Raw genomic sequence first — 24,670 nt, 5'->3', positions numbered from 1 at the left:
TTTAGCGGTGACGACGCACGGCGATCCCGCCACCCGTTCCGGTGCGCCCGCCGTCGCAGCCCGCACCGACCCGCCGGACGCCGCGGAGGAGCCGCCCGCCACCACCGGGGACGACAGCCTCCCCGGCGCACTGTCGGGCCTCCGGGAGGCGATCTGCGCGACCCGGTATCCCCTCGCGCTGCCCTCTGCCAACTCTGCCCGGCACAGCGCCACCGCCCTCACCGACCAGCTCGACGACTACCTGCTGCCCCGGCTCGCCCGGTTGGACGCCCCACTGCTCGTGGTGGTCGGCGGCTCCACCGGCGCGGGTAAGTCGACACTGGTCAACAGCCTGGTCAAGGCCCGGGTCAGCGCCGCTGGCGTGCTCCGGCCGACCACCCGTTCGCCGGTGCTGGTCTGCAACCCGTCCGATGCGGCCTGGTTTCGGCAGGGTGACCTCCTGCCCGGGCTGACCCGCACCACCGAGCCGAGCGACGATCCGCGCGCCCTGCACCTCGTCACCGCCCCGGCCCTGCCCGCCGGACTGGCCTTCCTCGACGCACCCGACATCGACTCGGTCGTCGACGCCAACCGGGCGCTCGCCACCCAACTGCTGGCCGCCGCCGATCTGTGGCTCTTCGTCACCACCGCCGCCCGGTACGCCGACGCGGTGCCCTGGGAGCTGCTGCGCAGTGCCCGGACGCGCGGCGCCGTGATCGCCATGGTGCTGGACCGGGTGCCCGCCGAGGCCACCGACGAGATCGCCGCGCACCTGGCCGAGATGCTCGCCGAGCAGGACCTCGGCCGGGCGCCGCTGTTCGTGCTGCCCGAGACCTGGGTCGACGGTCAGGGGCTGCTGCCCGAGGGAGTCACCGCCCCACTGGCCGACTGGTTCGCCCGGTTGGCCGCCGACGTGGACGCGCGGGCGGCGGTGGTCCGCCAGACCCTCGACGGGGCGCTGGCCGCCCTCCACCCCGCCGTGGAGGATCTGGCCGACGCCGCCGACGAGCAGCTCGCCGCCGCCGACGGGCTGGACGAACGGGTCCAGGCCGCGTACCGGGGCGCCGAGCGCACCGTCGAGCAGGGGCTCCAGGACGGCCGGCTGCTCCGGGGTGAGGTGCTCGCCCGCTGGCAGGAGTTCGTCGGCACCGGCGAGCTGTTCCGCACACTGGAGGCACGGATCGGCCGCCTCCGGGACCGGGTGGTGGCCGCCGTCACCGGTCGGCCGGCGCCCTCCGTCGAGCTGCGCAACGCCATCGAGTCCCAACTGGTGACGCTGCTGCGCGGGGTGGCCTCGGAGGCCGCCGAGTCCGCGTACACCGGGTGGAAGGCACACCCGGCCGGCGCCGGGCTGCTCGACCCGGCGCTCGCCCACCCGAGCGACGACCTACCCGAACGCGCCGAGCGCATGGTCCGGGACTGGCAGCGCGGGGTGCTGGAGCTGGTCCGGGTCGAGGGCGGTGACAAGCGGTTCGTGGCCCGCACCGCCGCGTACGCGGTGAACGCCACCGGGCTGGCCGTGATGATCGCCGTCTTCGCCTCCACCGCGTTCATCCCGACCGGGCTGGAGCTGGCCACCGGGGCCGGCACCACTGTCGCCGCGCAGGCCGTCCTCCAGGCGATCTTCGGCGACCAGGCGGTGCGTACCCTCGCTGCCAAGGCCCGCGCCGACCTGCTGGACCGGGTGCGGACGCTGCTCGACGCGGAGGCCGACCGCTTCCTGAGCCGCACCGCCGACGCCCGCCCCGCCGAGGACGCCGGCGACAGGCTGCGCCGGGCCGCCGGCCGGGTCGAGCTGGCCCGGCACCGCAGCGGTCTGTCCGCCGCCGACGAGGAGGGTTCCCGGTGAGCAACATCGCCGGCCGGGTCCGCGAGGTGTTCCGCGGGGACCAGCGGGTCGACGCCGACGCGCTGATCGCCCGCCTGGACGCGGTACGCCGGTTCCTGACCGCCGTGGACGGTCTGCTGCCGGACTCCGACCTGGTGCCCGCACACACAGTGGTCGAGCGGGCCGGCACCCGGCTCACGCTGTCCCGGGACCACACAGTGGTCGCCCTGGCCGGCGCCACGGGCAGCGGCAAGTCCAGCCTCTTCAACGCGCTGGCCCAACTGGAACTCTCGCCGGTCGGGGTCCGCCGGCCGACCACCGGCGTCACCCACGCGTGCGTGTGGGGGGCGCTGGAGGGCGCCAACCATCTGCTCGACTGGATCGGCGTCCTGCCCCGACACCGCTTCGTCCGGGAGAGCGCCCTGGACGCGGACGACGAGACGGCCCTGCACGGGCTGATCCTGCTCGACCTGCCCGACTTCGACTCGGTGCAGCGATCGCACCGGCTCGAGGTGGACCGACTCCTCGGCCTGGTCGACCAGGTGGTCTGGGTGGTCGACCCGCAGAAGTACGCCGACCGGGTCATCCACGACAGCTACCTGCGCGAGTTCCACAGGCACCGCGACGTCACAGTGGTCGTGCTCAACCAGGCCGACCGGCTGCCCCCGGCCGAGGTGCCCCGGGTCCTGGACGACCTGCGTCGGCTGCTCGACACGGACGGGCTGACCGGGGTGCCCCTGCTGGCCACCACCGCTGTCGATCCGGCCGGGATGGTCGGGCTGCGCAACGCGCTGGAGCGCACTGTCGCCGAGCGGCAGGCCGCGTTGCGCCGGCTCGCTGGTGACGTCGACACTGTCGTCGCCGGCTTGGACGAGCTTGTCGGTTCGACCCGGCCGGCGGACGGGCCGGACGACACCGCCGTCAAGGGGCTCAACCGGGCGTTGGCCGGGGCGGCCGGAGTGCCCGCTGTGACCGAGGCCGTGGAGCGGGCGTACCGCCACCGGGCCGGCGCGGCCACCGGCTGGCCCGTGGTCCGGGGCTGGCGGCGGTTGCGACCCGACCCGCTGCGTCGGCTGCACCTGCCCGGCCCGACCGGCGACCAGGCCGACCCGGCGGAGAGCCTGATCGCGGCCACCTCGGTACCGGACCCGACGGCCGCCCAGCGCTCGGCGCTCGGCCTCGCCATCCGCGCGGTGGCCGACCGGGCCGCCACCGACCTGCCCGCCGCCTGGCCCGGCGCGGTGACCGCCGCCGCCCGGTCCCGCCTCGGCGACCTGCCGGACGCCCTGGATCGCACGATCGCCGGCACCGATCTCGGCCTCGACCGTCGCCCGCTGTGGTGGCGGTTCGTCGGCGGTGTGCAGTGGGTGGTCACCCTCGCCGCAGTGGTCGGGCTGGGTTGGCTGGTGCTCGGCTACGCGCTGCGGGCGCTCGGCCTGCCGGCGCTGGACAACCCGATGGTCGGCCAGGTGCCGCTGCCGACAGTGCTGCTGCTCGGCGGCCTGCTGGCCGGGTTGCTGGTGGCGGCGCTGACCCGCCCGGTGGTGCGTTGGGCCGCCCGGCGCGCCCGGGCCCGCGCCGACCAGCGGCTGACGGCGCGGGTCGCCCAGGTGGGCGACGAGTACGTGCTGGCACCGGTACGGCTCGTGCTCGCCTCGTACGCGCAGGCACGCGACGCGCTGCGGGACGCCGCGCGCCGCTGACGCTCCGCACGGCTCGCTACCGCTCTGCGTACGCCCCGGGCGGCGTAGGGTCGGAGCATGGCCACGCCTCAGACCCCCTACGACGCGGTGCTGCACGCCGCACGCGACGTGACCAAGCTGGAGTCCGCCCTCGACGCCGAGATGCTCGGCAGCGCCCTGCTGGGCAGTGTCTACGCGATCGCGGAGACCGACCGCGACGCCGCCGTACGGGAGTTCGTCACCGGCTTCCTCGCCGCCACCGCCCGCCGCAGGATCGCGGCGGCGACCACCATCCGGCAGGTCTTCGCCACCCTCGTCCCGACCGCCGAGGGCACCGATCGGGTGCGCCCGGGCAGCCAGGCGCCCACCTGGACGGCCCAGCTCGGCCGGGTGCACCTCACCGGCACCTGGGCGTACGGGGACGTGTACGGCGACCAGACCTCCTACCTCGCGACCTTCGCCTACGACGACGAGTCCGGCGGCTCGGAGCACGCGCTGGTGGCCCTGGTGGACCACAACATCGGGATCACCAAGGACATCTTCGTGGGCGGGCCGGCCGAACGGATCCTGGACCAGGTCCGGCAGATGTGCGCCGACGACGAGCTGACCTGGTTCCGTACCGAAGATCCGGCCCGGTTCCGGGGTGAGGTGGCCCGCCATCTGGCGGTCACCGACGACCTCAGCGAGTTGCCCGGCGAGGGGTCGCTCGCCACCGACCGGGCGTTGGTCGGGGCCCGGCTGGCGATCCTGCCCACCGCGGCCGACCCGACCGGGCCGGCGGAGGTCGAGCCGCTCTCCGCGGCCGAGCGCACCGACCTGGTCCGGCGGTTCCTCGCCGCGCCGGAGGCCGTCCGCTTCGGGCTGGACGCCGTCGACGGCCCCGAGTTGGCCTCCCTGCACTTCTGCCTGAGCCTGCTGCTGGACCACTCAGCGAGTTTCCCGGACGCCGATCCGATGCGCTGGAGCCCTGCCGTGTCCGGGCTCTTCCTGCTCGACTGGGTGCACCGCCGAGCCGTGCTGGACATGGACGACGCGGCGATGCTGCCCCGGGTGCTGCGGGCCTGGGCGCGGTACGCGTCGCGCCAGCGCGGGCTGCCCGAGGCGGCGACGACGCGCACCGACGAGGCGATCGAGGAGATGGTGCCGGAGTTCGCCCGCCTCTACTCGACCGGTGAGCGGCGCAGCGCGGCCACCGCAGCGGTGGCGCAGCTGATGGCCGACGGGGTGGACCCGGACGACCCGGCCGCACTGGACGCGTGGATCGAGGCGAACCGGCACCGCCTCGCCGACGACGGCGCCTGACGGCGTCCGAGGGTGGGCGGCCCCGCGCCGCCCGCCCTGGGCCAGGCCGGCGCAGCGGGCCTGAGCGGGCTACCGCAGCGGGCCGAAGATCGCTGCGGCGATCAGGGCGCCGAGCGCGCCTCCGGTCAGCACCTGCGCCACCGTGTGGTCTTTGAGGCGTACCCGGGACCAGCCGACCACGGCCAGCAGCGGTGCGGCGACGGCCAGCCGCGCCCCGAAGGTCAGCATCAGGACGACCAGCGTGCCGGCGGCCACCGCCGAGTGGATCGACATCTTCCACCAGTGACTGACCGACACGGCGACGACGAGGCCGACGAGGCCGGACACCGCCAGCGCCAACACCGGGCGGGGCGCGCCGAGCACGGCGAGCAGGCCGAGCCCCGCCGCGACGGAACCGAGGCCGACCAGCAGCGGCGCCCGGCGCTGCTCCCGGCGGCCGACGTGGTGGTCGGTGAGCCGGCCACGGCGTACTCCGCCGACGATGTAGGCGAACGGAATCCCGGTGACGAAGAGAGTGGCGAGCAGACCCCAGACGAGGCCCTGACCGGGGCGGCTGGCGCTGTGCCAGCTCACCGTGATGATCTGCAGCGACACGAGCACCGCCGGGGCGGTCACCTCGGTGACCAGCCGGGCGATCCGCAACCCCGGGCCGGGCCGGGTGGTGACCGGGCGGGGTTCCGCACCGCCGCCCACGCCACCCCCTCCGGTACGCGCCTACCGCCGAACACCGCCGTCGCCGGACGGGCCGCGCCTGATCGTCACCGTACCGCCGGCCACACCGCAGGGTACGTCGGTCCGGCCAGCGGCGCCGGCCTGACGCTGGGCGTCGGGGCGCCAGCCGACGGCGACGGGATCGCCGGGCCGGGTCGGCGGGTCGGTACCGCGGTCGGCGTGGGTGTGGGGGCCGGCACGGACCGGGTGCTGGTCGGCACGGCGGTCGCTGTCGCGTCGTCGGTCGGCGTGGGTGTCGGCCCCAACGTCGGGTCCAGTGTGGGCGTCGGGTCCACAGTCAGGGTCGGGGTCGGATCGGGATCGGCCGAGCCGGTCGGGTCCGGGTCGGTGGGGTCCGGTTCCGGCGGGTCGGTCGGATCGGGGTCGGTCGGATCGGGGTCCGGCGGGTCGGTCGGGTCGGTGCCGGTCGGCGGCGGAGCGACGGGCGGGGGTACCGGCGGCACGGTGCTCCGCGTGGGTCTCGGTGCCACCGGCGGGGCGGTCGTCCACCGGGCGGGCCCGGGATCGGCGGCGGCGGGCCCTTCCCGTGGACGCAACGGAGCGGCCGGCAGCCAGCCGCTGGTCGGGCCGACGCTGGGTGTGCCGAGCGGGGGAAGCGGTGGCTGGCTGGTCATCGGCAGCGGGATCACCACCGGCCCGACGGACGGGGTCGGCATGAACGGGGTGCTGCTGTCCGGTAGGGCGGTGCTGCCCGGGGTGGCCGAGCCGGCGCTGATCGCGGCGAGGATGGGCATCGACGCCGTGCCGGCCAGCAGCGCGACGGTGAGCAGGTAACCGCGGGAGGGGCCACCGGCGCCGGGGGCCCGGTGGACACCGACCACCCGGCGGTAGGCGCCGGCCGACCGGTGCCGACCAAGCGCTGGTGTGCCGGGACCGTCACCTGGCTCGTACACCGCACACCCCTTGTCGTCGACCGTCGCAGACATGGATGGACGCCGCCAGGGGTAAAAACCCGACAAATAACCTGATAGGCGCGATCCTGCGGGAATCAGCCTCGCGCAGTGACAGTGCGTCAGCCAACCTCCACCGCGTGTCGACACGCGGTGCTGCCCGAACGGTGACGAATCGTGCCGCAACGCATGGCAAACGCGGGCCGGCATGATGGCGACAAACGGCGTCAAAGCATGGGCGGTCGGATTGCTGAGGCAGGCGTACTGTGGGCGCGCTCACCTGCTCTGCGAATATGGAGCACGACGGCAACGCAGCCGTGACCTCCGCGCACCCTCGCGGCAGGCGCGGTTGAGCGCCGGCGCTCCCGATCCGGGCTCGGCCAGAACCCGGATCACGCCGTGCGGCAACCCCCACCGGGGCTAGGCGCGGCCGCCAGGAACCGGTCCGGCAGCAGCCGGGCAGGCGCACGAGTTGCGCGGCCGGGTGACCCCCCGGTGCCGACGCAGACACGACAGGGAGAGACCGATGGCAAAGGGCGACCCCGGGGGCACCACCCGCAGCAGGCGGGCTGCACCCCGCTCCAGGAAGGGCGCGGCCGGCGACCCCGCGCTGGTGCAGCTACTCACCCCCGAAGGCGAGCGGATCGACAGCGCCACCGGGCCGGACGGCACCGAGTACCGCGTCGACTTCACCGACGAGGAATACCGCGGTCTCTACCGCGACCTGGTGCTGGTCCGGAAACTGGACGCCGAGGCGACAGCTCTCCAGCGCCAGGGCGAGCTGGGCCTCTGGGCCAGCCTGCTCGGCCAGGAGGCCGCCCAGGTCGGCTCCGGGCGGGCGCTGCGTACCCAGGACATGGCCTTCCCGACCTACCGGGAGCACGGCGTCCTCTACTGCCGGGGCATCGACCCGATCATGCCGCTCGGCCTGTTCCGCGGTGTCGACCAGGGCGGCTGGGACCCGAACGAGTTCAAGTTCAACATGTACACGATCGTCATCGGCGCGCAGACCCTGCACGCGACCGGCTACGCGATGGGTATCACCATCGACGGCAAGACCGGCACCGACGACGGCGAGGCCGCGATCGCCTACTTCGGCGACGGCGCCACCAGCCAGGGCGACGTGAACGAGGCGTTCGTCTGGGCCAGCGTGTTCAACGCGCCGCTGGTCTTCTTCTGCCAGAACAACCAGTACGCGATCTCCGAGCCGCTGGAGCGGCAGACCCGCGTCCCGCTCTACCAGCGGGCCGCCGGCTTCGGCTTCCCCGGCGTACGGGTGGACGGCAACGACGTCCTCGCCACGTACGCGGTCACCCGCACCGCGCTGGACAACGCCCGCCTCGGGCAGGGCCCGAGCCTGATCGAGGCGTACACCTACCGGATGGGCGCGCACACCACCTCCGACGACCCGACCCGCTACCGCATCGCCAGCGAGGTCGAGGCGTGGCAGGCCAAGGACCCGATCGCCCGGGTCAAGGCCTTCCTGGAGAAGCAGAAGATCGCCGACGCGGGCTTCTTCGCCGAGGTCGACGAGCAGGCCCGCCGCGAGTCGGTGCACCTGCGCGAGCGGGTGCTCGAGATGCCGAACCCGGAGCCGGTGACGATGTTCGACAACGTCTACCCCAACGGGTCTCCGCTGCTCGACGAGCAGCGCGCGAAGTTCAGCCGCTACATGGAGTCGTTCGAGGGGAGCGTCCACTGATGGCCACGGAGACGCTCACCATCGGCAAGGCCCTCAACACAGGTCTGCGCCGCGCCCTGGAGAACGACCCCAAGGTCATCATCATGGGCGAGGACGTCGGCAAGCTCGGCGGCGTCTTCCGGATCACCGACGGTCTCCAGAAGGACTTCGGCGACCAGCGGGTGATCGACACCCCGTTGGCCGAGTCCGGCATCATCGGCACCGCCGTCGGTCTGGCCATCCGCGGCTACCGGCCGGTCTGCGAGATCCAGTTCGACGGCTTCGTCTACCCGGCGTACGACCAGATCGTGTCGCAGGTGGCGAAGATGCACTACCGCTCGGGCGGCCGGCTCAGCATCCCCATGGTGATCCGGATCCCGTTCGGCGGCGGCATCGGCGCTGTGGAGCACCACTCCGAGTCGCCGGAGGCGTACTTCGCGCACACCGCCGGCCTGAAGGTGGTGACCTGCTCCAACCCGCAGGACGCGTACGTGATGATCCAGCAGGCCATCGCCTCGGACGACCCGATCGTGTTCCTGGAGCCCAAGCGGCGCTACTGGGAGAAGGGCCAGGTCGACCTGGAGGCGCCGCTGGCCGACGCGTACCCCCTGCACTCGGCCCGGGTCGTGCGGCCCGGCACCGACGTCACCGTGCTGGCCTACGGCCCGATGGTGCGGACCTGCCTGGAGGCGGCGACCGCCGCCGCCGAGGACGGCCGGGAGTTGGAGGTCATCGACCTGCGTTCGCTCTCGCCGCTGGACCTGACCGCGGCGTACGAGTCGGTGAAGCGCACCGGCCGTGCGGTAGTGGTGCACGAGGCGCCGTCCAACATCGGCCTCGGCGCCGAGTTGGCCGCCCGGATCACCGAGGAGTGCTTCTACTCCCTGGAGTCGCCAGTGCTGCGGGTGACCGGCTTCGACATCCCCTACCCGGCCGCCCGGGTGGAGGAGGAGTTCCTGCCCGACCTCGACCGGGTGCTCGACGCCGTCGACCGCTCCTTCGGCTGGTGAGCGACATGTCCCGGATCAAGACGTTCAACCTGCCCGACCTGGGCGAGGGGCTGACCGAGGGCGAGATCCTGGCCTGGCTGGTCAAGGTCGGCGACATCATCGAGCTGAACCAGCCGATCGTCGAGGTGGAGACGGCCAAGGCGGCGGTGGAGATCCCGGCGAAGTGGGCCGGCCAGGTGCAGGCCATCCACCACCCGGAGGGCACCACTGTCGAGGTCGGTACGCCGATCATCGCGATCGACACCGACCCGGGTGCCGGCCCGCTGGACGCGCCGTCGACAACTGCCACGCCCAGCGGTGACCTGCCGACCCCGTCGGCGGCCTCGCTGGCGGCGGTGGAGGTGGCGCCGGCCGAGGGCATGGTCGAGCCCGGCCTGATCGGTGGCGCGGCCCCGGGTGGGCGGACGGCGGTGCTGGTCGGCTACGGCCCGCGTACCACCGCCGCTAAGCGCCGCCCCCGCAAGGGCGCGGTCCCGGCGCAGGCCGCGACGGCTCCCGCCGCCGCCCCCGCTGGGGTCGATCATGGAGTTGTGGTGGGTGACAAACCAGCCGCGACCTCTACGATTCCGGCACCACAAGTCCATGATCGACGCGGCGAGGCAAGCGGCAGGGCGACCGGCGGCGTGCTGGCCAAGCCGCCGGTGCGCAAGCTCGCCAAGGATCTCGGGGTCGACCTTGGCACGTTGACCGGGTCGGGGCCGCTCGGCTCGATCACCCGGGAGGACGTGCAGCAGGCGGCGAGCGGTGCGAGCGTGGTGGTTGCCGAGCCGATCGCGGTGACGAGCGCGCCCAGCTTCGGTACGGACCGGGAGCAGCGCATCCCGGTCAAGGGCGTCCGCAAGCTGACCGCCGAGAACATGTCCCGCTCGGCGTTCACCGCCCCGCACGTGACGGAGTTCCTGACCGTCGACGTGACCCGGGCGATGAAGGCCCTGGACCGGCTGCGCGGCCGACGGGAGTGGCGCGACGTACGGGTCTCGCCGCTGCTGCTGGTGGCGAAGGCGGTGCTGCTGGCGGTGCAACGGCACCCGATGGTCAACTCGACCTGGGCGGGCGACGAGATCGTGGTCAAGGAGTACGTCAACCTCGGCATCGCGGCGGCCACCGAGCGTGGCCTGATCGTGCCGAACGTCAAGGACGCCGGCCGACTCTCGCTGCGCGAGTTGGCGGACGCGCTGACCGACCTGGTGCAGACGGCGAAGTCCGGCCGCACCTCACCGGCGGCCATGTCCGGCGGCACCCTGACGATCACCAACGTCGGCGTGTTCGGGGTGGACACCGGCACACCGATCCTGCCGCCGGGTGAGTCCGCGATCCTGGCCTTCGGCGCGGTGCGGGAGATGCCCTGGGTGCACAAGGGCAAGGTCAAGGTTCGCCAGGTCACCACGCTGGGTCTGAGCTTCGACCACCGGATCATCGACGGTGAGCTGGGCTCGAAGTTCCTGCGGGACGTCGGCGACTTCCTCACGGATCCGGAGGCGGCGCTGCTCGCCTGGACCTGACCGGTTCGAAACGCCAGCCACGGCCGGTGTGCCACGGGTTAACGCCCGGCACACCGGCCGTGTCCGTTGGACGACGGAACCTTCGGCCAGATGGCCTGTTGACCTTTGATTGTTAGGCAGGTGTCTCAGCTCACCTAATAATCGATGGAAGTTCGCCGGCTTCTGCTGTTGAATAGAGGCATCAGGGGCTGACAACCGAATAGCTAGGGGGACCCACCAATGAGCATGATCGAGCGAATCCGCAACCACCGCGACGCCACCCGCCGCGCCCGTGCCATCGAGCACGCGCTGCGCTCGGCGAACTCGCCGGCGGTCCGCGAGGAAATCCTCGTCATCGCCCAGCGTCACATGAGCTGACGCTCCACGACATTTCGCACCTCCTCCAGATCGATGGCCCACCCGGCCCACCGGGTGGGCCATCGGCGTTTCCCAACCACCACCACCGGGATTCCGCCCTGCCGCAGCGCCCGGTACGGTGGGCTTCGGTCGCCGCCCGCCGACCCGGCAGAGGCCGAGCCGACAAAACTGCTCGACGTCAACCGGCCACGGTGAGTGACGGCCAGTGCTCCTTGGACGTGTCGTGCGACCACCCGATACCGTGCGGGGAGCCGGCACAGCGGTACGCCGGTGACGCCGGCAGCCACGCCGAGGAGACCGATCGGCACCGGCGAGCCGACATGTGATGGAGGAGGCGCACCCATGACGTCCGAGGGCCCGCACCGACCCGGCCAGGAGCCGGACGAGGTGTCACCGGGCGCCGGCGGACCGGCGCCGTACGGCGACCGCCCGGCGCAGCCGGACAACGGCCAGAACGCCGGCGGCCCCGACCTGGGCTGGGCACCCCCGCCCCCGACGCGGTCCAACCCGTCGGCACCGGCATGGGCGACCCAGCCCGAGCAGCCGCCGGCCCCCGCCTGGGGTGCCGCCGCCGCTCCGCAGCCCGACGACCCGGCGCAGCCCGCCTGGGCCGCTGGCGGCGCGAGCGAACCGCCGCAGCAGCAGGCCGGCGCGTGGCCCGGCAACGACGGCGCGCAGGCTCCGGCACAGCCCGACCCCTGGGCCGCGCAGCAGCAGGGCTGGACGCCCGCCGAGCAGAGCGCACCCTCGCCGACCTGGGCCCCGAACGCCCCCGCTGAGCAGCCGGACTGGGTGCAGGTCCAGCCGGCCGCGCGGGGGGCCGCGCAGGTTCCCCCGGCCACCGCCGCCTGGCCCGCCCAGGAAGACCCGGCCAGCGCCGGCGGCTGGGGCGACGCGCCGCAGGCCAACCCGCCCGCCGCCGACTGGCGCGGAGCCGAATCGCCGCAACCCGACGCAGGGCAGGCCGCCGGCTGGTCCGGCGGCGCTCAGCAGGACCAGGCCACTGGCAACGGCGGCTGGCCCGCTGGCGGCGCCGCCCGCGACGACCAGCCGGTGTGGACGCCGGCGGAGCAGTCGCCACCGGCCTGGGGCCAACCCGCCGAAGCGACCGAGCAGCCCGCCCAAGCCTGGGGTCAGGCCGCCCAGCCGAACCCGGCCCGTGGCGCTGCCCAGGTCCCGGCCCCGACGACGACCTGGCCCGCGCAGGACGACCCGGCCAACTCCGGCGGGTGGGCCGCGCAGCAGCAGCAGGCGCAGCCCGCAGTGTGGAACGACGGCAGCGACGCGCGGCAGGACCAGCCCGCGCAGCCGACCGCCTGGGGCGGCGCCGAGAGCCGTCCGCAGCAGCCCGACTGGGTGCTCTCCCAGCCGGAGCAGCCGACCGAGCGGCCGGAGCAGGCAGGGTGGACCCCGGCCGAGCCGAGCAACCTCCCCGCCCGGGCCAGCGCCAGCGTGCCCACCAGCGGTGGTGCGCCCAACTGGGCCGCCGGCCCGGACAATGCCGTACAGGGCAATTCCGGCGGCGCGCCGGAGGTCGAGCCGTGGGCCCCCGGTGAGGTGTGGGGTCGCGCGGAGGCCGAGGCTTCCGCCCAGTCCCGTGGGGGCTGGGAAGCTGACCGGGGCGACGAGGCACCGGCCTACCAGCCCGGTCCCGCGCCGGGCATCTCGCCGGCGAACGCGGTGCCGCTGCCTCCGCAGGAGCAGCGCGTCCCGGGTGCCAGCCTGGCTGCCGCCCCGCCGGCCGACTACGCGCCCCAGGCCCAGTTCGCTCCGATCCCCGAGCAGCCCGCCTACCCCGAGCGGGAGACCCCGGACGCCGCCGCGCAGTACGGTGGCCGCCCCGAGGACGTGCAGGCGAGTGCCGCTGTGGTGCCCGCCCCGCGTACCTCTCCGGAGTCCGGAGCGGGCCGCGCTGTCGTACCGGTGTCGGACGCCGAGTCGGCAGCCAGCGCGGCGGCCCGGGCCACGGCGAGCGCTTCGGTGCCGCTGGCCAGCCGGGTGATGCCCCCGACCGACCAGGCCATCCGACCGACCGGCACGGCCACCCCGCAACCCCGGGTGTACGGCCGTCCGGCACGACCGGAACCGGAGGCCGAGCCGGAGCCGGAGGCGTTCCAGGGCGACCCGGGCGACGACCGTCAGGGTGCTCCGGAGTGGCAGAACGACGCGCCACGGCAGGCCGCTTCCGACTGGCAGCAGGAGGGGCAGCGGCAGATCGCTCCCGACTGGCAGCACGAGGCGCAGCGGCAGCAGGCCGCACCCGACTGGCAGAACGACGCGCAGCGGCAGGCTGGGCCCGGCTGGGGCGGCGAGTCCCCGGCCGATCCGCGCTTCGACGACCGGCAGCCCGCGCCGAACACGTTCAACGAGGCCCCGTCGGCGCCGCCGGCGTTCCCGCCCGGTGTGCCGTCCTTCGTCGACGCCCCGGGCAACAACAGGCCGGTGAACGGCACCCGCCCGCACTCGGGTGCCGAGCCGCCGGCGGACCAGTTCGGCGGCCCCGGGTCACCTGCCGCCGGCACCGTGAACGGGACGGCGACCTTCGGCGCGCCGAGCTTCGGCGGCCCGGGCTCCGGCACGCCGGGCTACGGCGGACCGGCGACCGAGCCGGTGCCGGGCGGCGGCTTCCCGCCGTCGTTCCCGCCACCGCCGCAGCCCGCGCCGTCCTGGGGCCAGGAGGCCGGCCAGTCGGACCAGGGCCGGTTCGACGCGTTCAAGCCGGACGCCGACGAGCCGAAGGTCGAGCCACCGACGCCGAAGGTACGCAACGGCAGGGTGCTCGCCGCGGTGCTGATCGCTGCGATGCTCATCCTGGCGGTGCCGCTCGGCCTGCTGCTGCTGCTCGGCAAGGTCGGTGACAAGAACGACACGCCGGCCTTCGACCCGGCGGTCGGCACCTGCGTGAAGCAGTCCGGGCAGGGCGGCGCCTCGGCGGCGGACTGCGGCGAGGCGAGCGCGTTCACTATCGTCTCGAAGGTGGACGCCAAGGAGAAGTGCGCCGACCCGACGCAGCCCCACGTGGTGCTGCCGGGTGAGGGCACCAACCGGGTGCTCTGCCTGAAGCCGGCCGCGAAGTAGCTCCACCGGCGGCGGGGTCACGGGCAACCGTGGCCCCGCCGTCGTCGTACCCGCAGGTGTTGTCGGCATCTCGGGCACAATCCGGTTGTGGAACGTGAGTTGGCGGCGGCGCTGGAGCCGATCTTGTCCGATCTTGGGAAGCCTGACGGGGTGCAGCCCGATCTCCGCGATGAACGGTGGCGAGACGACCCACAGACCGCCAGCGCCTTCCTCTACGCTTCCGACGGTTCCGGCCACGGGATCTCAGTCGACCTCGGACTACCCGCCGTGACGCAGATCGTCACACTCGCCGACCAGGTTCAGGACTGGGCGGTGGAGGCACTGTGGTCACTGGGCCGTGCCACCAACTGGCCGCCCTGTCCCCAGCATCCCGAGAGCCACCCCCTGACAGCGGTGGTACGCGCCGACCGAGCGGTCTGGGCCTGTCCGACTCTTGGGACCGCGATCAGCGAGATCGGGACGTTAGGTAGCTAGCGAGTCCTCGGTCGAGCTTGATCTGGGACGCGGCAGAGGTCCGCGAGTACGCCGCGAAGCGCCGGGAGCGCGGCGCAGGCTAGGACGCTTGTCGTACGGGTCACGGCGGCTGGGCCCACGGGGCGTGGCAGGCTGACAGGCATGGGAACGACAGCGCGAGTACGGGCTCCCGAACTGCACGGTCGGGGCTGGCTGAACACCGGCGGGCGCGACCTCAAGCTCGCCGACCTTCGCGGCAAGATCGTCATCGCTGATTTTTGGACGTTCTGCTGTATCAACTGCCTGCACGTGCTCGACGAGCTGCGCCCGCTGGAGGAGAAGTACGGCGACGTGCTCGTCGTGATCGGCGTGCACTCGCCGAAGTTCGAGCACGAGAAGGACGCCGACGCGCTCGCCGCCGCCGTGGAGCGGTACGGGGTGCACCACCCCGTACTCGACGACCCTGAGCTGGACATGTGGCAGCAGTACGCGGCCCGGGCCTGGCCGACCCTGTCGGTGATCGACCCCGAGGGTTACGTGGTGGCCACCATGGCCGGCGAGGGGCACGCCGAGGGGCTGGCCCGACTGGTCGACGAGTTGATCGCCGCCCATGAGGCCAAGGGCACCCTGCACCGGGGGAACGGCCCGTACGTCCCGCCGCCGGCGCCGGAGACCGCGCTGCGCTTCCCGGGTAAGGCGGTGTTGCTGCCGAACGGCAACCTGCTGGTCTCGGACTCGGCCCGGCACTCACTGGTCGAGATCGAGCCGGACGGTGAGACGCCGGTGCGTCGGATCGGCTCGGGTGAGCGGGGCCGGGCGGACGGGCCAGCCGCCGCGGCGACGTTCTCCGAGCCGCAGGGGGTGTGCCTGCTGCCCACGCACGTCGCCGAGGTGGCCGGCTACGACCTGGTGGTGGCCGACACTGTCAACCACCTGCTGCGCGGCGTACGGCTGGAGTCCGGCGAGGTGGTCACGGTGGCCGGCAGTGGGCGGCAGTGGCGCGCTGAGGTCGACGACCACGCCCACGACGCGTTCGCCGTCGACCTCTCCTCCCCGTGGGACCTGGCCTGGTACGACGACAAGCTGATCATCGCGATGGCCGGGATCCACCAGCTCTGGTGGTTCGACCCGATCAAGCGGACCGCCGGCATGTACGCCGGCACCACAGTTGAGGCGTTGCGCGACGGCCCGCTGGCCGAGGCGTGGATGGCCCAGCCGTCGGGGCTCTCCACCTCCGCCGACGGCACCCGGCTCTGGGTGGCCGACAGCGAGACCAGCTCGATCCGGTACGTCGAGAACGGTGTGCTGGGCACCGCCGTCGGGCAGGGCCTGTTCGACTTCGGGCACGTGGACGGTCCGGCGGAGACCGCGCTGCTCCAGCACCCGCTGGGCGTGTGCGCGCTGCCGGACGGCTCGGTGCTGATCGCTGACACGTACAACGGCGCGGTGCGCCGCTTCGACCCGGCCAGCAACCAGGTCTCCACCGTCGCCGACGGGTTGGCGGAGCCGAGCGACCTGGTGCTCACCCCGTCCGGTGAGGTGCTGGTGGTGGAGTCCGCCGCACACCGGCTGACCCGGCTCGCGCCGGGTGCCCTGTCGGCGGCGGGTGCCAGCACTGTCGACGGGCCCCGGCACCGTACCGAGCGCAAGCCGACCGACGTCGCGGCTGGCGAGGTCACCCTGGACATCGTCTTCACCCCGGCGCCGGGGCAGAAGCTGGACGAGACGTACGGGCCGTCGACCCGGCTGGTGGTCTCCGCGTCCCCGCCGGAGCTGCTGGTCGACGGTGCCGGCACGGGCACCGAGCTGTCCCGTCGGCTGGTGCTCAACGGCGAGGTCACCGCTGGGGTGCTCCAGGTGACCGCGCAGGCGGCGACCTGCGACGCGGACGTCGAGCACGCGGCGTGTCACCTGACCCGGCAGGACTGGGGCGTACCGGTCCGGGTGGTCGACGGTGCCGTGACCCGGCTGCCGCTGGTGCTTCGCGGCCTGGACGCCTGACGCGATCGGAGGGGCCCGCTGGGCCCCTCCGATCAGGCGAAGGGGGCCAGTGTGATGTCGGCGTCGATCAGGGTGGCGCGGACCAGTTCGGCGGCGGAGACCGCGCCCGGGGTGTCGCCGTGCACGCAGATCGAGTCGACCGAGCACGGGATGACGGTGCCGTCGACGGCCACCACGCTGCGTTCGGTGGCCATCCGCGCCGCCCGTTCGGCGACCTGCTCGGGGTCGGTGATCACCGCGCCGGGGGTGCCGCGCGGCACCAGCGCCCCGTTGGGCAGGTAGGCGCGGTCGGCGAACGCCTCTGCGACCACCGGCAGGCCCGCGCCGACGGCGAGTTGGGCGAGCGTCGAGCCGGGCAGGCAGAGCACGGGCAGTTCGGCGTCGTAACCGCTGACGGCGGCCACCACCGCCGCTGCCTGGGACTCGTCGGTGCTGGCCGCGTGGTAGAGCGCGCCGTGTGGCTTGAGGTAGCGGACCCGGGTGCGGAACAGCCGGCAGAACGCGTCCAGCGCCCCCAGCTGGTAGGTCACCTCGTCGCGTAGCTCGGCGAAGTCGTACGCGATGTGCCGCCGGCCGAAGCCGGCCAGGTCGCGGTAACCGACCTGCGCGCCCACCGCGACCCCGCGTCGCGCGGCGCCCTCGCAGACCCGCCGCATGGTGGACGGGTCGCCGCCGTGGAAACCGCAGGCGACGTTGGCGGAGGTGACGAGGCTCAGCAGCGCCTCGTCGTCGCCGAGTCGCCAGATGCCGAATCCCTCGCCCAGGTCAGCGTTGAGGTCCATGGAATCTGACGGTAGTACCTGGCCGGGCCTGCGCGAGCGGGGTCACGTCGGTGACCACCCCGATGACGGGGTATCCACCTGTGGTCGGATGGTCCGCGAGGAAGATCAGGGGTTGGCCGTCCGCCGGCACCTGCACCGCGCCGAGCACGATGCCCTCGCTGGGGAGTTCGCCGGCCACCGCGCGGGGCAGCGTCGCGCCGGCGAGCCGCGCGCCGACCCGGTTGCTCACCGGGCTGATGGTGTACGCGCTGCCGAAGAGCCGGTCGAACGCGGTCGGCGTGAACCAGTCCTCGCGAGGGCCGGGGCCCAGCGTCAGGTGCAGCTCTTCAGGCAGCGTGGGGCACACGGTCAGGTCCACCGGTGCGGGGGCGCCGACCGGCTCGCCGAGCGGCAGTCGGTCGCCGTCCCGCAGCGGAGGAGGGCCGAGCCCGGAGAGGGTGTCGCTGGCCCGGCTACCGAGCACCGGTGACACGTCGATGCCGCCCGACACCGCCAGCCAACTCCGTACGCCCCGCCGGGCGGGACCGATCCGCAGCACCGTCCCGGCCGGCACGCTGAGCGGACGTCCGGTGTCACCGGGCCGGGCACCCGCCTGGACGGGGACCTCGGCGCCGGTGACCGCCACCGTGGCGGCCCGGGTCAGCCGCACTGTGCAGCCGGTCAGGGTGATCTCCAGGCCGGCCGCGTGCTCCGGATTGCCGACCAGTCGGTTGGCCAACCGCAGGGCACCCGGGTCGAGGGCGCCGGACCGGGGTACGCCCAGGTGCGCCCAGCCGGGCCGACCCAGGTCCTGCACTGTGGTGAGCGCACCGGCGCTGAGCACCTCGATGGTGGCCGGGTGGGTCACGCCGCCGCCATCCGGACCGTGGTGCCCGGACCGAGTCGGGCCGGCGGGTCGGCGGCCACGTCGAACAGCACCAGGTCGGTCCGACCGACCAACTGCCAGCCGCCCGGGGAGGCGCCCGGATAGATGCCGGCGTACGGGCCGGCCAGCGCGACCGAGCCGGCCGGCACCCGGGGACGGGGCGTGGCCAGCCGGGGCAGCGCCAACTCGGCGGGCAACCCGGTCAGGTAGGGGAAGCCGGGGGCAAAGCCGCAGAAGGCGACCCGGAACCGGGTGCTGGTCAACCGGTGCCGCACTGCCGGCACGTCCACGCCCCAGTGCTCCGCCACCGCCGGCAGGTCCGGCCCGTCGAAGGTGACCGGTACGACCACGTCCGCCGCGTCGGCTCGGCCTCTTGCTGTGGCTTGGGGGTCGGCCTGATCGGGGCTGGTGGTCGCGGCGGTGACGGCGGACGCCCATCGGGTCAGCTGCCCGGCCGTGGTGGTCGGGTCGGGCAGGCCGTCGAGCAGCACGGTCCGGGCCGCCGGCACGATCTCCACGGCTATCAGGTCGCCCCGCTCCCGACGCCGCCACAGCTCGGCCCGCCATGCTTCGACGAACGCGGCCTCCCGGGTGTCGGCCACGGCTTCGGGGGTGTCGGCGGGGGCGGTGCAGTCGAGTAGCAGGGCGTGCGCCCCGACCTGTCGGATCCGCATCCGCTCATCCTCGCCGATGTCGTGCCGCCGCGGTGTTCACGTGGACGGTGCCGGGTGTCACCAACGCCACTACTTACAAGTAACCTACGGTGCCGTAACCTGATTGGGTGACCACCTCCGCCCCGCTTCGCCTGAAGCCGGTCGACATCGGTAAGCCCCGGATGCGCGGCTGGCTACACACGTACGCCTTCTTCGTCGCCCTGGTCTGCGGCATCGTGCTCTGCTCGATCGCCGCCACCCGGCCGGGGTGGACGCCCCTGGTGAGCTGCCTCATCTACAGCCTGACGGTGTGCGGCCTCTTCGGCACGAGCGCGCTGTACCACCGTCGTGTGTGGTCGGAGCGCGGCTACCAGGTGATGCGCCGGATGGACCACTCGATGATCTTCGTGTTCATCGCCGGCACGTACACACCGCTCTGCGCGATGCTGCTCGCGCCCCGGCCGGCCACCGTGATGCTGGCCCTGGTCTGGGGTGGCGCACTGGCCGGCGTGGCCGTCAAGGTGGTCTGGCCGCACGCGCCGCGCTGGGTGTCCGCGCCGCTCTACCTGGCGCTGGGCTGGGTGGCGGTGGCCATGCTGCCGGAGATCCTGCACGGGGGCGGCGTCGCGGCGCTGGTGCTGCTCATCGTCGGCGGTGCGATCTACAGCATCGGCGCGGTCTTCTACGCGTTGCGCCGGCCCAATCCGTGGCCGACCGTCTTCGGCCACCACGAGTTCTTCCACGCCTGCACGCTGCTGGCGGCGCTCTGTCACCACATCGCGATCTACTTCGCGCTGTTCGCCTGACCCAGACGGCCAAGGCGCAGGCGCGGCCCGAACGGCCAAGGCTCAGGCCGCTCGGCGAGAAACGCCACGGTGGCAGCCGCCATGATCGTGCTCGATCAAGGATGTAGTGGCCTCGCACGCACCCGAAAGCCCTATTTCCTGGATCGAGCACGATCTTGGGCCGACCCCCGCCGCCCGAGACCGGGCCCACACCTCAAGATCGGCGCAACTTCGGGGAAACTGCCGCCTCGACGGGCCCTCAGGCAGCAGTTTCCCCGAAAGTGCGCGGATCTTGGCGGGGTGTGGCGTTTCTCCCGCGCACGCACGAGCCGGGTCCACGCACGAGCCGGAAACAGCGGGCCGGAAACAGCGGGCCGGGTACGCGTGAGGTGGGCCGGGACGCGAGCCGGGGCCCCGCGACGCTGCGGGACCCCGGAGTGTGTGGGCGAGGATCAGACCGGGCGGCCCGGCCGACGCATCTCGCGGTACTCCTGCATGACCTGGTTGTCCTGGACCGGCACGACCCGGTCGGCCACCACGCGCTCCTCGCGAACCGGCGCGGCGACCACCGGGCGGCGGCGGCTGTTCCAGAAGTAGAGGGTGGTGAGCAGGCCGGCGACGCCGGCGAGCATCAGCACCCAGCCGACCACGGCCAGGTCCAGCCAACCCAGGTCGGCCTCCACTGCGAACGCGAAGATCGCACCTAATGCGATCAAGAAGATGCTGCCACCAATGCCCATGTCTCGCTCCTCGGCTCTAACCTGGCGTACGTCGCGCCGCGGCCGTCGGTAGGGGTGCGGCATCCATCGACTTACCCAGGCACGGAGATCGCCAATCGGGCAAGCTGGGGGCATGACGGACGCCGACCCCGACACACTGACACTGGTGTTGCTGCGGCACGCGAAGGCCGAGCAGGGCAGCGACGCGGCGGACGACGCCGAGCGGCCGTTGAGCGCACGCGGAAACGCCGACGCGGCTGCGGCTGGGGCCTGGTTGGCGCACCATGGGCTGCTGCCCGACGTGGTGATCTGCTCGACGGCCCGACGCACACGGCAGACCTGGCACGGGGTGGCGATGGGAATGACCGGTTCGCCGCCGGAGGGTGGTCCGACCGGTCCTCGCCCGACGGTCCGTTACGAGCCGGGTGCGTACGACGCGCACCCAGAGGAGTTGTTGTCGCTGGTCCGCACGGTGGACCCGGCGGCCCGCACAGCATTGCTCATTGCCCACAATCCGGGCATCTCGCTGCTCTCAGCGCTCCTCGATCCCGAGGGAGTGGACGATGAGGGTTTGCGCACCGCCGAACTGGCGGTGCACCGCTTCCCGTCCGGTTGGGCGGAGTTGAGCAGGGCGGGAGCGCCGCTCACGGCTCGGCACACAGCACGCGACTGAGCCACCCGCCGGTCCGACGGGTGGCTCAGGGGTACGCGTTGTGCAGGGATCAGGACGGCGGCGCGGTTGGTGGCGGCGGGTCCGGCGGTGGCGGCATCATCGCCGTCGGATGAGACAGCCGGTTCTCCTCCACGATGAGGGTTCGAGCCCGCTTGCGCCGGTCCTGCCAGAACCAGACAGTGGTCAGCAGTACGGCCAGCCCGGCCAGGATGAACACCCAGCCGACCGCGCGTACGTCGATCCACCAGACGTTGGCTCTCAGCGCGAAGGTCAGAATCGCGCCGATCGCGATGAGAAAAATGCCGCTTCCTACACCCATGTGCGCTGCACTCCCCCGTGCGGTGGCTCTGGGCGTTCCCTTTCGAGGTCACGCGACGGTTACCCGCCACGCCTGCGGCATACCCGACAGGGCTCGGCCAATACGTGCCGCAGCCGGGTGGAGACGGCGACGGCCGGCGGGGCAGAAGCCCCACCGGCCGTGGCAAGTGCCGGGTGGTGCGACCCAGCACAGGACCTAGAAGGCATCCTCCGGGAGATCCATGATGTCGAGGTCGGCACCCTCGATGATCCGCCGGTCGGCGCCGATGCGGGGCAGCACCTCGCGGGCGAAGAAGCGGGCGGCGGCCACCTTGCCGGTGTAGAACGCCTTGTCGCTGGCGGAGACCTCGCCGGCGAGGGCCTTCAGCGCCACGTCGGCCTGCCGCTGGAGCAGCCAGCCCACCACCAGGTCGCCGATCGCCAGCAGGAACCGCCGGCTGCTCAGCCCGACCTTGTAGAGCGCGCGGGTGTCGCCGCCCTGCGCCTCGCCCAGCCAACCGGTCAGCACACCGAGGATGTTCTGGATCTCGGCCAGCGCCTTGCCGAGCGCCTGCCGCTCCTCCTTGAGCTGGCCGTTGCCCGCCTCGGAGGAGATGAACTCCTGGATCTCGCCGGAGACCGCGAGCAGCGCCTTGCCGTTGTCCCGGACGATCTTGCGGAAGATCAGGTCGAGGCTCTGGATGGCTGTCGTGCCCTCGTACAGGGTGTCGATCTTGGCGTCGCGGACGTACTGCTCCAGCGGGTAGTCCTGGAGGAACCCGGAGCCGCCGAAGGTCTGCAGGGCCTCGTGCCCGAGCATCTCGTACGCCCGCTCCGAACCGACGCCCTTCACCAGCGGCAGCAGCAGGTCGTTGACCCGCTTCGCCAGCTTGGTGGCCTTCTCGTCGCCGGCAGCCTCGGCCAGCGCGACCTTGTCCTGCCAGGTGGCGGTGTAGAGAACCAGAGCGCGAAGACCCTCGGCGTACGACTTCTGCAGCAGCAGCGAGCGGCGCACGTCCGGGTGGTGGGTGATGGTGACCCGGGGGGCGGTCTTGTCCGCCTGCTGGATCAGGTCGGCGCCCTGCACCCGGTTCTTCGCGTACTCGAGGGCGTTGAGGTAGCCGGTGGAGAGGGTGGCGATCGCCTTGGTGCCCACCATCATCCGGGCGTACTCGATGATCATGAACATCTGTCGGATGCCGTCGTGCTTGTCGCCCAGCAGCCAACCCTTGGCGGGTACGCCGTGCTCGCCGAAGGTCACCTCACAGGTGTTGGAGACCTTCAGGCCCATCTTGTGCTCGACGTTGGTGGCGTAGACGCCGTTGCGCTCGCCCAGCTCGCCGGTGGTCTCGTCGAAGTGGAACTTCGGCACCACGAAGAGGGACAGGCCCTTGGTGCCGGGGCCACCGACACCCTCCACGCCGACCGGACGGGCCAGCACGTAGTGCACGATGTTGTCGCTCAGGTCGTGCTCGCCCGAGGTGATGAAGCGCTTGACGCCCTCGATGTGCCAGGTGCCGTCGGGCTGCTGGACCGCCCGGGTGCGCCCCGCGCCCACGTCCGAGCCGGCATCCGGCTCGGTGAGCACCATGGTGGAGCCCCACTGCTTGTCGATGAAGAGCTTGGCCCACTTCTGCTGCCGCTCGTTGCCCTCGACGTGCAGCACGTGCGCGAAGGACGGGCCGGAGGCGTACATCCAGACCGGCGCGTTCGAGCCGAGCACCAGCTCGGCGAGCGCCCACCAGAGGGCGCGCGGCGCGTTGGTGCCGCCCAGCGCCGGCGGCAGGTCCAGGCGCCAGAACTCGGAGTCCATGAATGCCTGGTAGGACTTCTTGAACGACTCCGGAAGCGGCGCGGTGTGCGTCGCCGGGTCGAAGACCGGCGGATTGCGGTCACTGTCCGTGTAGCTGGCGGCCAGGTCCTCGCGGGCGAGGCGGTCGACCTCAGCGAGGAAGCTGCGGGCGGTGTCGGTGTCGAGATCCGAGTACGGCTCCTGGCCGAACGCCCGGTCCGCCCCGAAGACCTCGAACAGGTTGAACTCGAGATCCCGGAGGTTGCTCTTGTAGTGGGTCATGCTCGCTGGCCCCGCTTCCGGACAGGTGTTACCGATCAGTAACCCCGACTGTATTACTCGCGGGTAGGCAGCGACAAGCGGATCACCCAAGTGACGGCGATTACACACCTACGGGCGCTGTCTGCCGGCTCAGCTCTCGGCGGCGCCGACCTCCCAGCTCGGGACGGCCACGGCCGCGCCGGTACGGGCACCGACGTACTCCATCAGGACCAGCGCGATGTCGTCGTCGAGCCGACCGTGCACCCACTCGACCAGGGCGGTCTCCAGCGACGCCAGCCCGTCGGCGACAGTGCCATGGCCAAGCAGTCGCCAGGCCCGGTCGGCGGTGGGGAAGAACTCGCCGTCCCGCCGCGCCTCGCCGAGGCCGTCGGTGAACAGCAGCAGCCGGTCCCCGGGCTCCAGACGTTCGACCCGGGGGCGGACCACCGGCATGAACCCGAGCGGAGGCGCCGGGGCCGGCGGTTCCAGCGGGATCACCGCACCCCGGCGGAGCAGCAGCGGTGGCGGATGCCCACAGTTGACGATCGTGAGCGTGCCGCCACGCTCCTCGACCAGTGCCGCAGTGACGAAGTCCTCGTCGCCGACGTTGCGGGCCACCGCGCGGTCCAGGTCGGCCACGACGGCTCGCAGGTCGGACCGCTCGTACGCCACGTGCCGATAGGAGCCGAGGACGATGCTGGCCAGCCGGACCGCGTCCAGGCCCTTGCCCCGCACATCACCGATGATCATGCGGACGCCGTAGGGCGTGTCGATCGCCTCGTACAGGTCGCCGCCGATCTCGGCCGTCGCTGTGGAGGAGATGTAGCGTCCGGCTACCGAAAGCGTGCCGACCTGCGGCCCGAGCGGGCGCAACACCGCCTGCTGGGCCACTGAGGCGAGCTTGGTCAGCTCCACGATCCGCTCGGCCTGCCGCTGGCGAACCCAGGCCACCGCCACGGCCATCCCGGTGACGAGCGCGACCGCGACAACGTCGACCGAGGTGACCAACGAGACCTTCGGCGCGGCCAGCGCGAAGCCGGCGCCGATCACCGTCGCCGCGACGCCCACACCCAGGACCACCAGCCAGGACGCCAGGGCGGCGGCGAGAATCGGCGCGGCCGCCAGGAGCGCGACGTAGTGCACCTTACGGCCGTCCGCCGCCTCCACCGCCGACACGATCGCGAGCAGAACGAGGGCCGCGCCGAGGCCGGCGCGGGATCCGGGGCTCAGCGGGCGACGGCCCGACTGGAGGAGTCGCGTGGGTACGAGGGACAGTTTGCCTGATCCACGTGAACCGGTGAATGAACCTGACCCGTCGTCCGAGGAGGTTCTGTCCGGCCGGCCCACT

20 protein-coding genes are annotated in these 24,670 nt (G+C 72.9%); 11 read left to right on the top strand and 9 right to left on the bottom strand.

Features of this window, described 5'->3' with window-relative positions; all coding sequences use genetic code 11:
* Positions 1-7: 7 nt before the first annotated feature.
* The 3 genes from NIE79_RS06015 to NIE79_RS06005 are packed head-to-tail and all read left to right on the top strand — an operon-like array spanning position 8 to position 4,791.
* Positions 8-1,828 (top strand): GTPase domain-containing protein, encoded by a 1,821-nt coding sequence (locus tag NIE79_RS06015; protein ID WP_238677592.1) that lies wholly within the window; start codon positions 8-10, stop codon positions 1,826-1,828.
* Complete coding sequence (locus NIE79_RS06010) at positions 1,825-3,510, top strand: GTPase (protein ID WP_238677591.1); 1,686 nt, start codon at positions 1,825-1,827, stop codon at positions 3,508-3,510. Before NIE79_RS06015 ends, NIE79_RS06010 begins: the two co-directional genes overlap by 4 nt.
* Before the next feature lie 57 nt (positions 3,511-3,567).
* The gene (locus NIE79_RS06005) at positions 3,568-4,791 is read left to right on the top strand and encodes a hypothetical protein (protein ID WP_238677590.1); all 1,224 of its coding nucleotides are present in this window, start codon (positions 3,568-3,570) and stop codon (positions 4,789-4,791) included.
* A 69-nt stretch (positions 4,792-4,860) separates the two neighbouring features.
* On the opposite strand, the gene NIE79_RS06000 is transcribed toward NIE79_RS06005, so the two are convergent.
* A complete protein-coding gene (locus NIE79_RS06000) occupies positions 4,861-5,484 on the bottom strand; it encodes a phosphatase PAP2 family protein (RefSeq protein WP_238677589.1) in 624 nt (207 codons plus the stop codon).
* 65 nt (positions 5,485-5,549) lie between these two features.
* Positions 5,550-6,416, bottom strand: coding sequence for a hypothetical protein (locus tag NIE79_RS05995; protein ID WP_238677588.1), 867 nt, complete (start codon positions 6,414-6,416; stop codon positions 5,550-5,552).
* Positions 6,417-6,939: 523 nt separating this feature from the next.
* Here NIE79_RS05995 and pdhA point away from each other — a divergent pair.
* From pdhA to NIE79_RS05965, 6 genes are all read left to right on the top strand, one after another.
* Positions 6,940-8,115: a pyruvate dehydrogenase (acetyl-transferring) E1 component subunit alpha gene (gene pdhA, locus NIE79_RS05990; protein WP_238677587.1), complete on the top strand. Its 1,176-nt coding sequence runs from the start codon at positions 6,940-6,942 to the stop codon at positions 8,113-8,115.
* Positions 8,115-9,104: an alpha-ketoacid dehydrogenase subunit beta gene (locus tag NIE79_RS05985; protein ID WP_238677586.1), complete on the top strand. Its 990-nt coding sequence runs from the start codon at positions 8,115-8,117 to the stop codon at positions 9,102-9,104. The genes pdhA and NIE79_RS05985 overlap by 1 nt, the downstream gene beginning before the upstream one ends.
* Positions 9,101-10,606 carry a dihydrolipoamide acetyltransferase family protein gene (locus NIE79_RS05980; protein WP_238677585.1) on the top strand — a complete coding sequence of 502 codons (1,506 nt, stop codon included), beginning with the start codon at positions 9,101-9,103 and terminating at the stop codon, positions 10,604-10,606. Before NIE79_RS05985 ends, NIE79_RS05980 begins: the two co-directional genes overlap by 4 nt.
* A 219-nt stretch (positions 10,607-10,825) precedes the next feature.
* On the top strand, positions 10,826-10,963 hold the full coding sequence (locus NIE79_RS05975) for a hypothetical protein (RefSeq protein ID WP_165435866.1): 138 nt from the start codon (positions 10,826-10,828) through the stop codon (positions 10,961-10,963).
* Between the two features lie 342 nt (positions 10,964-11,305).
* On the top strand, positions 11,306-14,041 hold the full coding sequence (locus tag NIE79_RS05970; protein WP_238677584.1) for an LppU/SCO3897 family protein: 2,736 nt from the start codon (positions 11,306-11,308) through the stop codon (positions 14,039-14,041).
* Between the two features lie 615 nt (positions 14,042-14,656).
* Positions 14,657-16,495, top strand: a complete 1,839-nt coding sequence (locus tag NIE79_RS05965; protein ID WP_238677583.1) for an NHL domain-containing thioredoxin family protein — start codon at positions 14,657-14,659, stop codon at positions 16,493-16,495.
* A 32-nt stretch (positions 16,496-16,527) separates the two neighbouring features.
* Here NIE79_RS05965 and NIE79_RS05960 read toward each other — a convergent pair whose 3' ends face one another.
* The 3 genes from NIE79_RS05960 to NIE79_RS05950 are packed head-to-tail and all read right to left on the bottom strand — an operon-like array spanning position 16,528 to position 18,816.
* Entirely contained in the window at positions 16,528-17,277 is a 750-nt protein-coding gene (locus NIE79_RS05960) for a LamB/YcsF family protein (RefSeq protein ID WP_238677582.1), read from the bottom strand.
* Positions 17,261-18,223 carry a 5-oxoprolinase subunit C family protein gene (locus tag NIE79_RS05955; protein ID WP_372471416.1) on the bottom strand — a complete coding sequence of 321 codons (963 nt, stop codon included), beginning with the start codon at positions 18,221-18,223 and terminating at the stop codon, positions 17,261-17,263. Before NIE79_RS05955 ends, NIE79_RS05960 begins: the two co-directional genes overlap by 17 nt.
* Positions 18,121-18,816, bottom strand: a complete 696-nt coding sequence (locus NIE79_RS05950) for a 5-oxoprolinase subunit B family protein (RefSeq protein WP_238677580.1) — start codon at positions 18,814-18,816, stop codon at positions 18,121-18,123. Before NIE79_RS05950 ends, NIE79_RS05955 begins: the two co-directional genes overlap by 103 nt.
* Before the next feature lie 107 nt (positions 18,817-18,923).
* On the opposite strand from NIE79_RS05950, the gene trhA reads away from it, so the two are divergent.
* Positions 18,924-19,601, top strand: coding sequence for a PAQR family membrane homeostasis protein TrhA (gene trhA / locus NIE79_RS05945; protein ID WP_238677579.1), 678 nt, complete (start codon positions 18,924-18,926; stop codon positions 19,599-19,601).
* Positions 19,602-20,032: 431 nt separating this feature from the next.
* Here the strand turns inward: trhA and NIE79_RS05940 are convergent, their stop codons facing one another.
* Positions 20,033-20,320, bottom strand: coding sequence for a DUF6458 family protein (locus NIE79_RS05940; protein ID WP_238677578.1), 288 nt, complete (start codon positions 20,318-20,320; stop codon positions 20,033-20,035).
* 112 nt (positions 20,321-20,432) lie between these two features.
* On the opposite strand from NIE79_RS05940, the gene NIE79_RS05935 reads away from it, so the two are divergent.
* Positions 20,433-20,972 carry a SixA phosphatase family protein gene (locus tag NIE79_RS05935; RefSeq protein WP_238677577.1) on the top strand — a complete coding sequence of 180 codons (540 nt, stop codon included), beginning with the start codon at positions 20,433-20,435 and terminating at the stop codon, positions 20,970-20,972.
* Between the two features lie 49 nt (positions 20,973-21,021).
* Here the strand turns inward: NIE79_RS05935 and NIE79_RS05930 are convergent, their stop codons facing one another.
* The 3 genes from NIE79_RS05930 to NIE79_RS05920 all read right to left on the bottom strand — a co-directional run bounded on the left by NIE79_RS05930 (position 21,022) and on the right by NIE79_RS05920 (position 24,597).
* Positions 21,022-21,291 carry a DUF6458 family protein gene (locus NIE79_RS05930; RefSeq protein ID WP_030487564.1) on the bottom strand — a complete coding sequence of 90 codons (270 nt, stop codon included), beginning with the start codon at positions 21,289-21,291 and terminating at the stop codon, positions 21,022-21,024.
* 195 nt (positions 21,292-21,486) lie between these two features.
* Complete coding sequence (locus NIE79_RS05925; RefSeq protein ID WP_238677576.1) at positions 21,487-23,343, bottom strand: acyl-CoA dehydrogenase; 1,857 nt, start codon at positions 23,341-23,343, stop codon at positions 21,487-21,489.
* Positions 23,344-23,472: 129 nt separating this feature from the next.
* On the bottom strand, positions 23,473-24,597 hold the full coding sequence (locus NIE79_RS05920) for a PP2C family protein-serine/threonine phosphatase (protein ID WP_238677628.1): 1,125 nt from the start codon (positions 24,595-24,597) through the stop codon (positions 23,473-23,475).
* Positions 24,598-24,670 lie beyond the last annotated feature (73 nt).

The organism is Micromonospora trifolii, from assembly GCF_022229005.1.
In the GTDB taxonomy this organism is placed as follows: domain Bacteria; phylum Actinomycetota; class Actinomycetes; order Mycobacteriales; family Micromonosporaceae; genus Micromonospora; species Micromonospora trifolii.
Note: the sequence above shows the minus strand (reverse complement) of the source record. Positions and strands in the feature narration are given on the sequence as shown.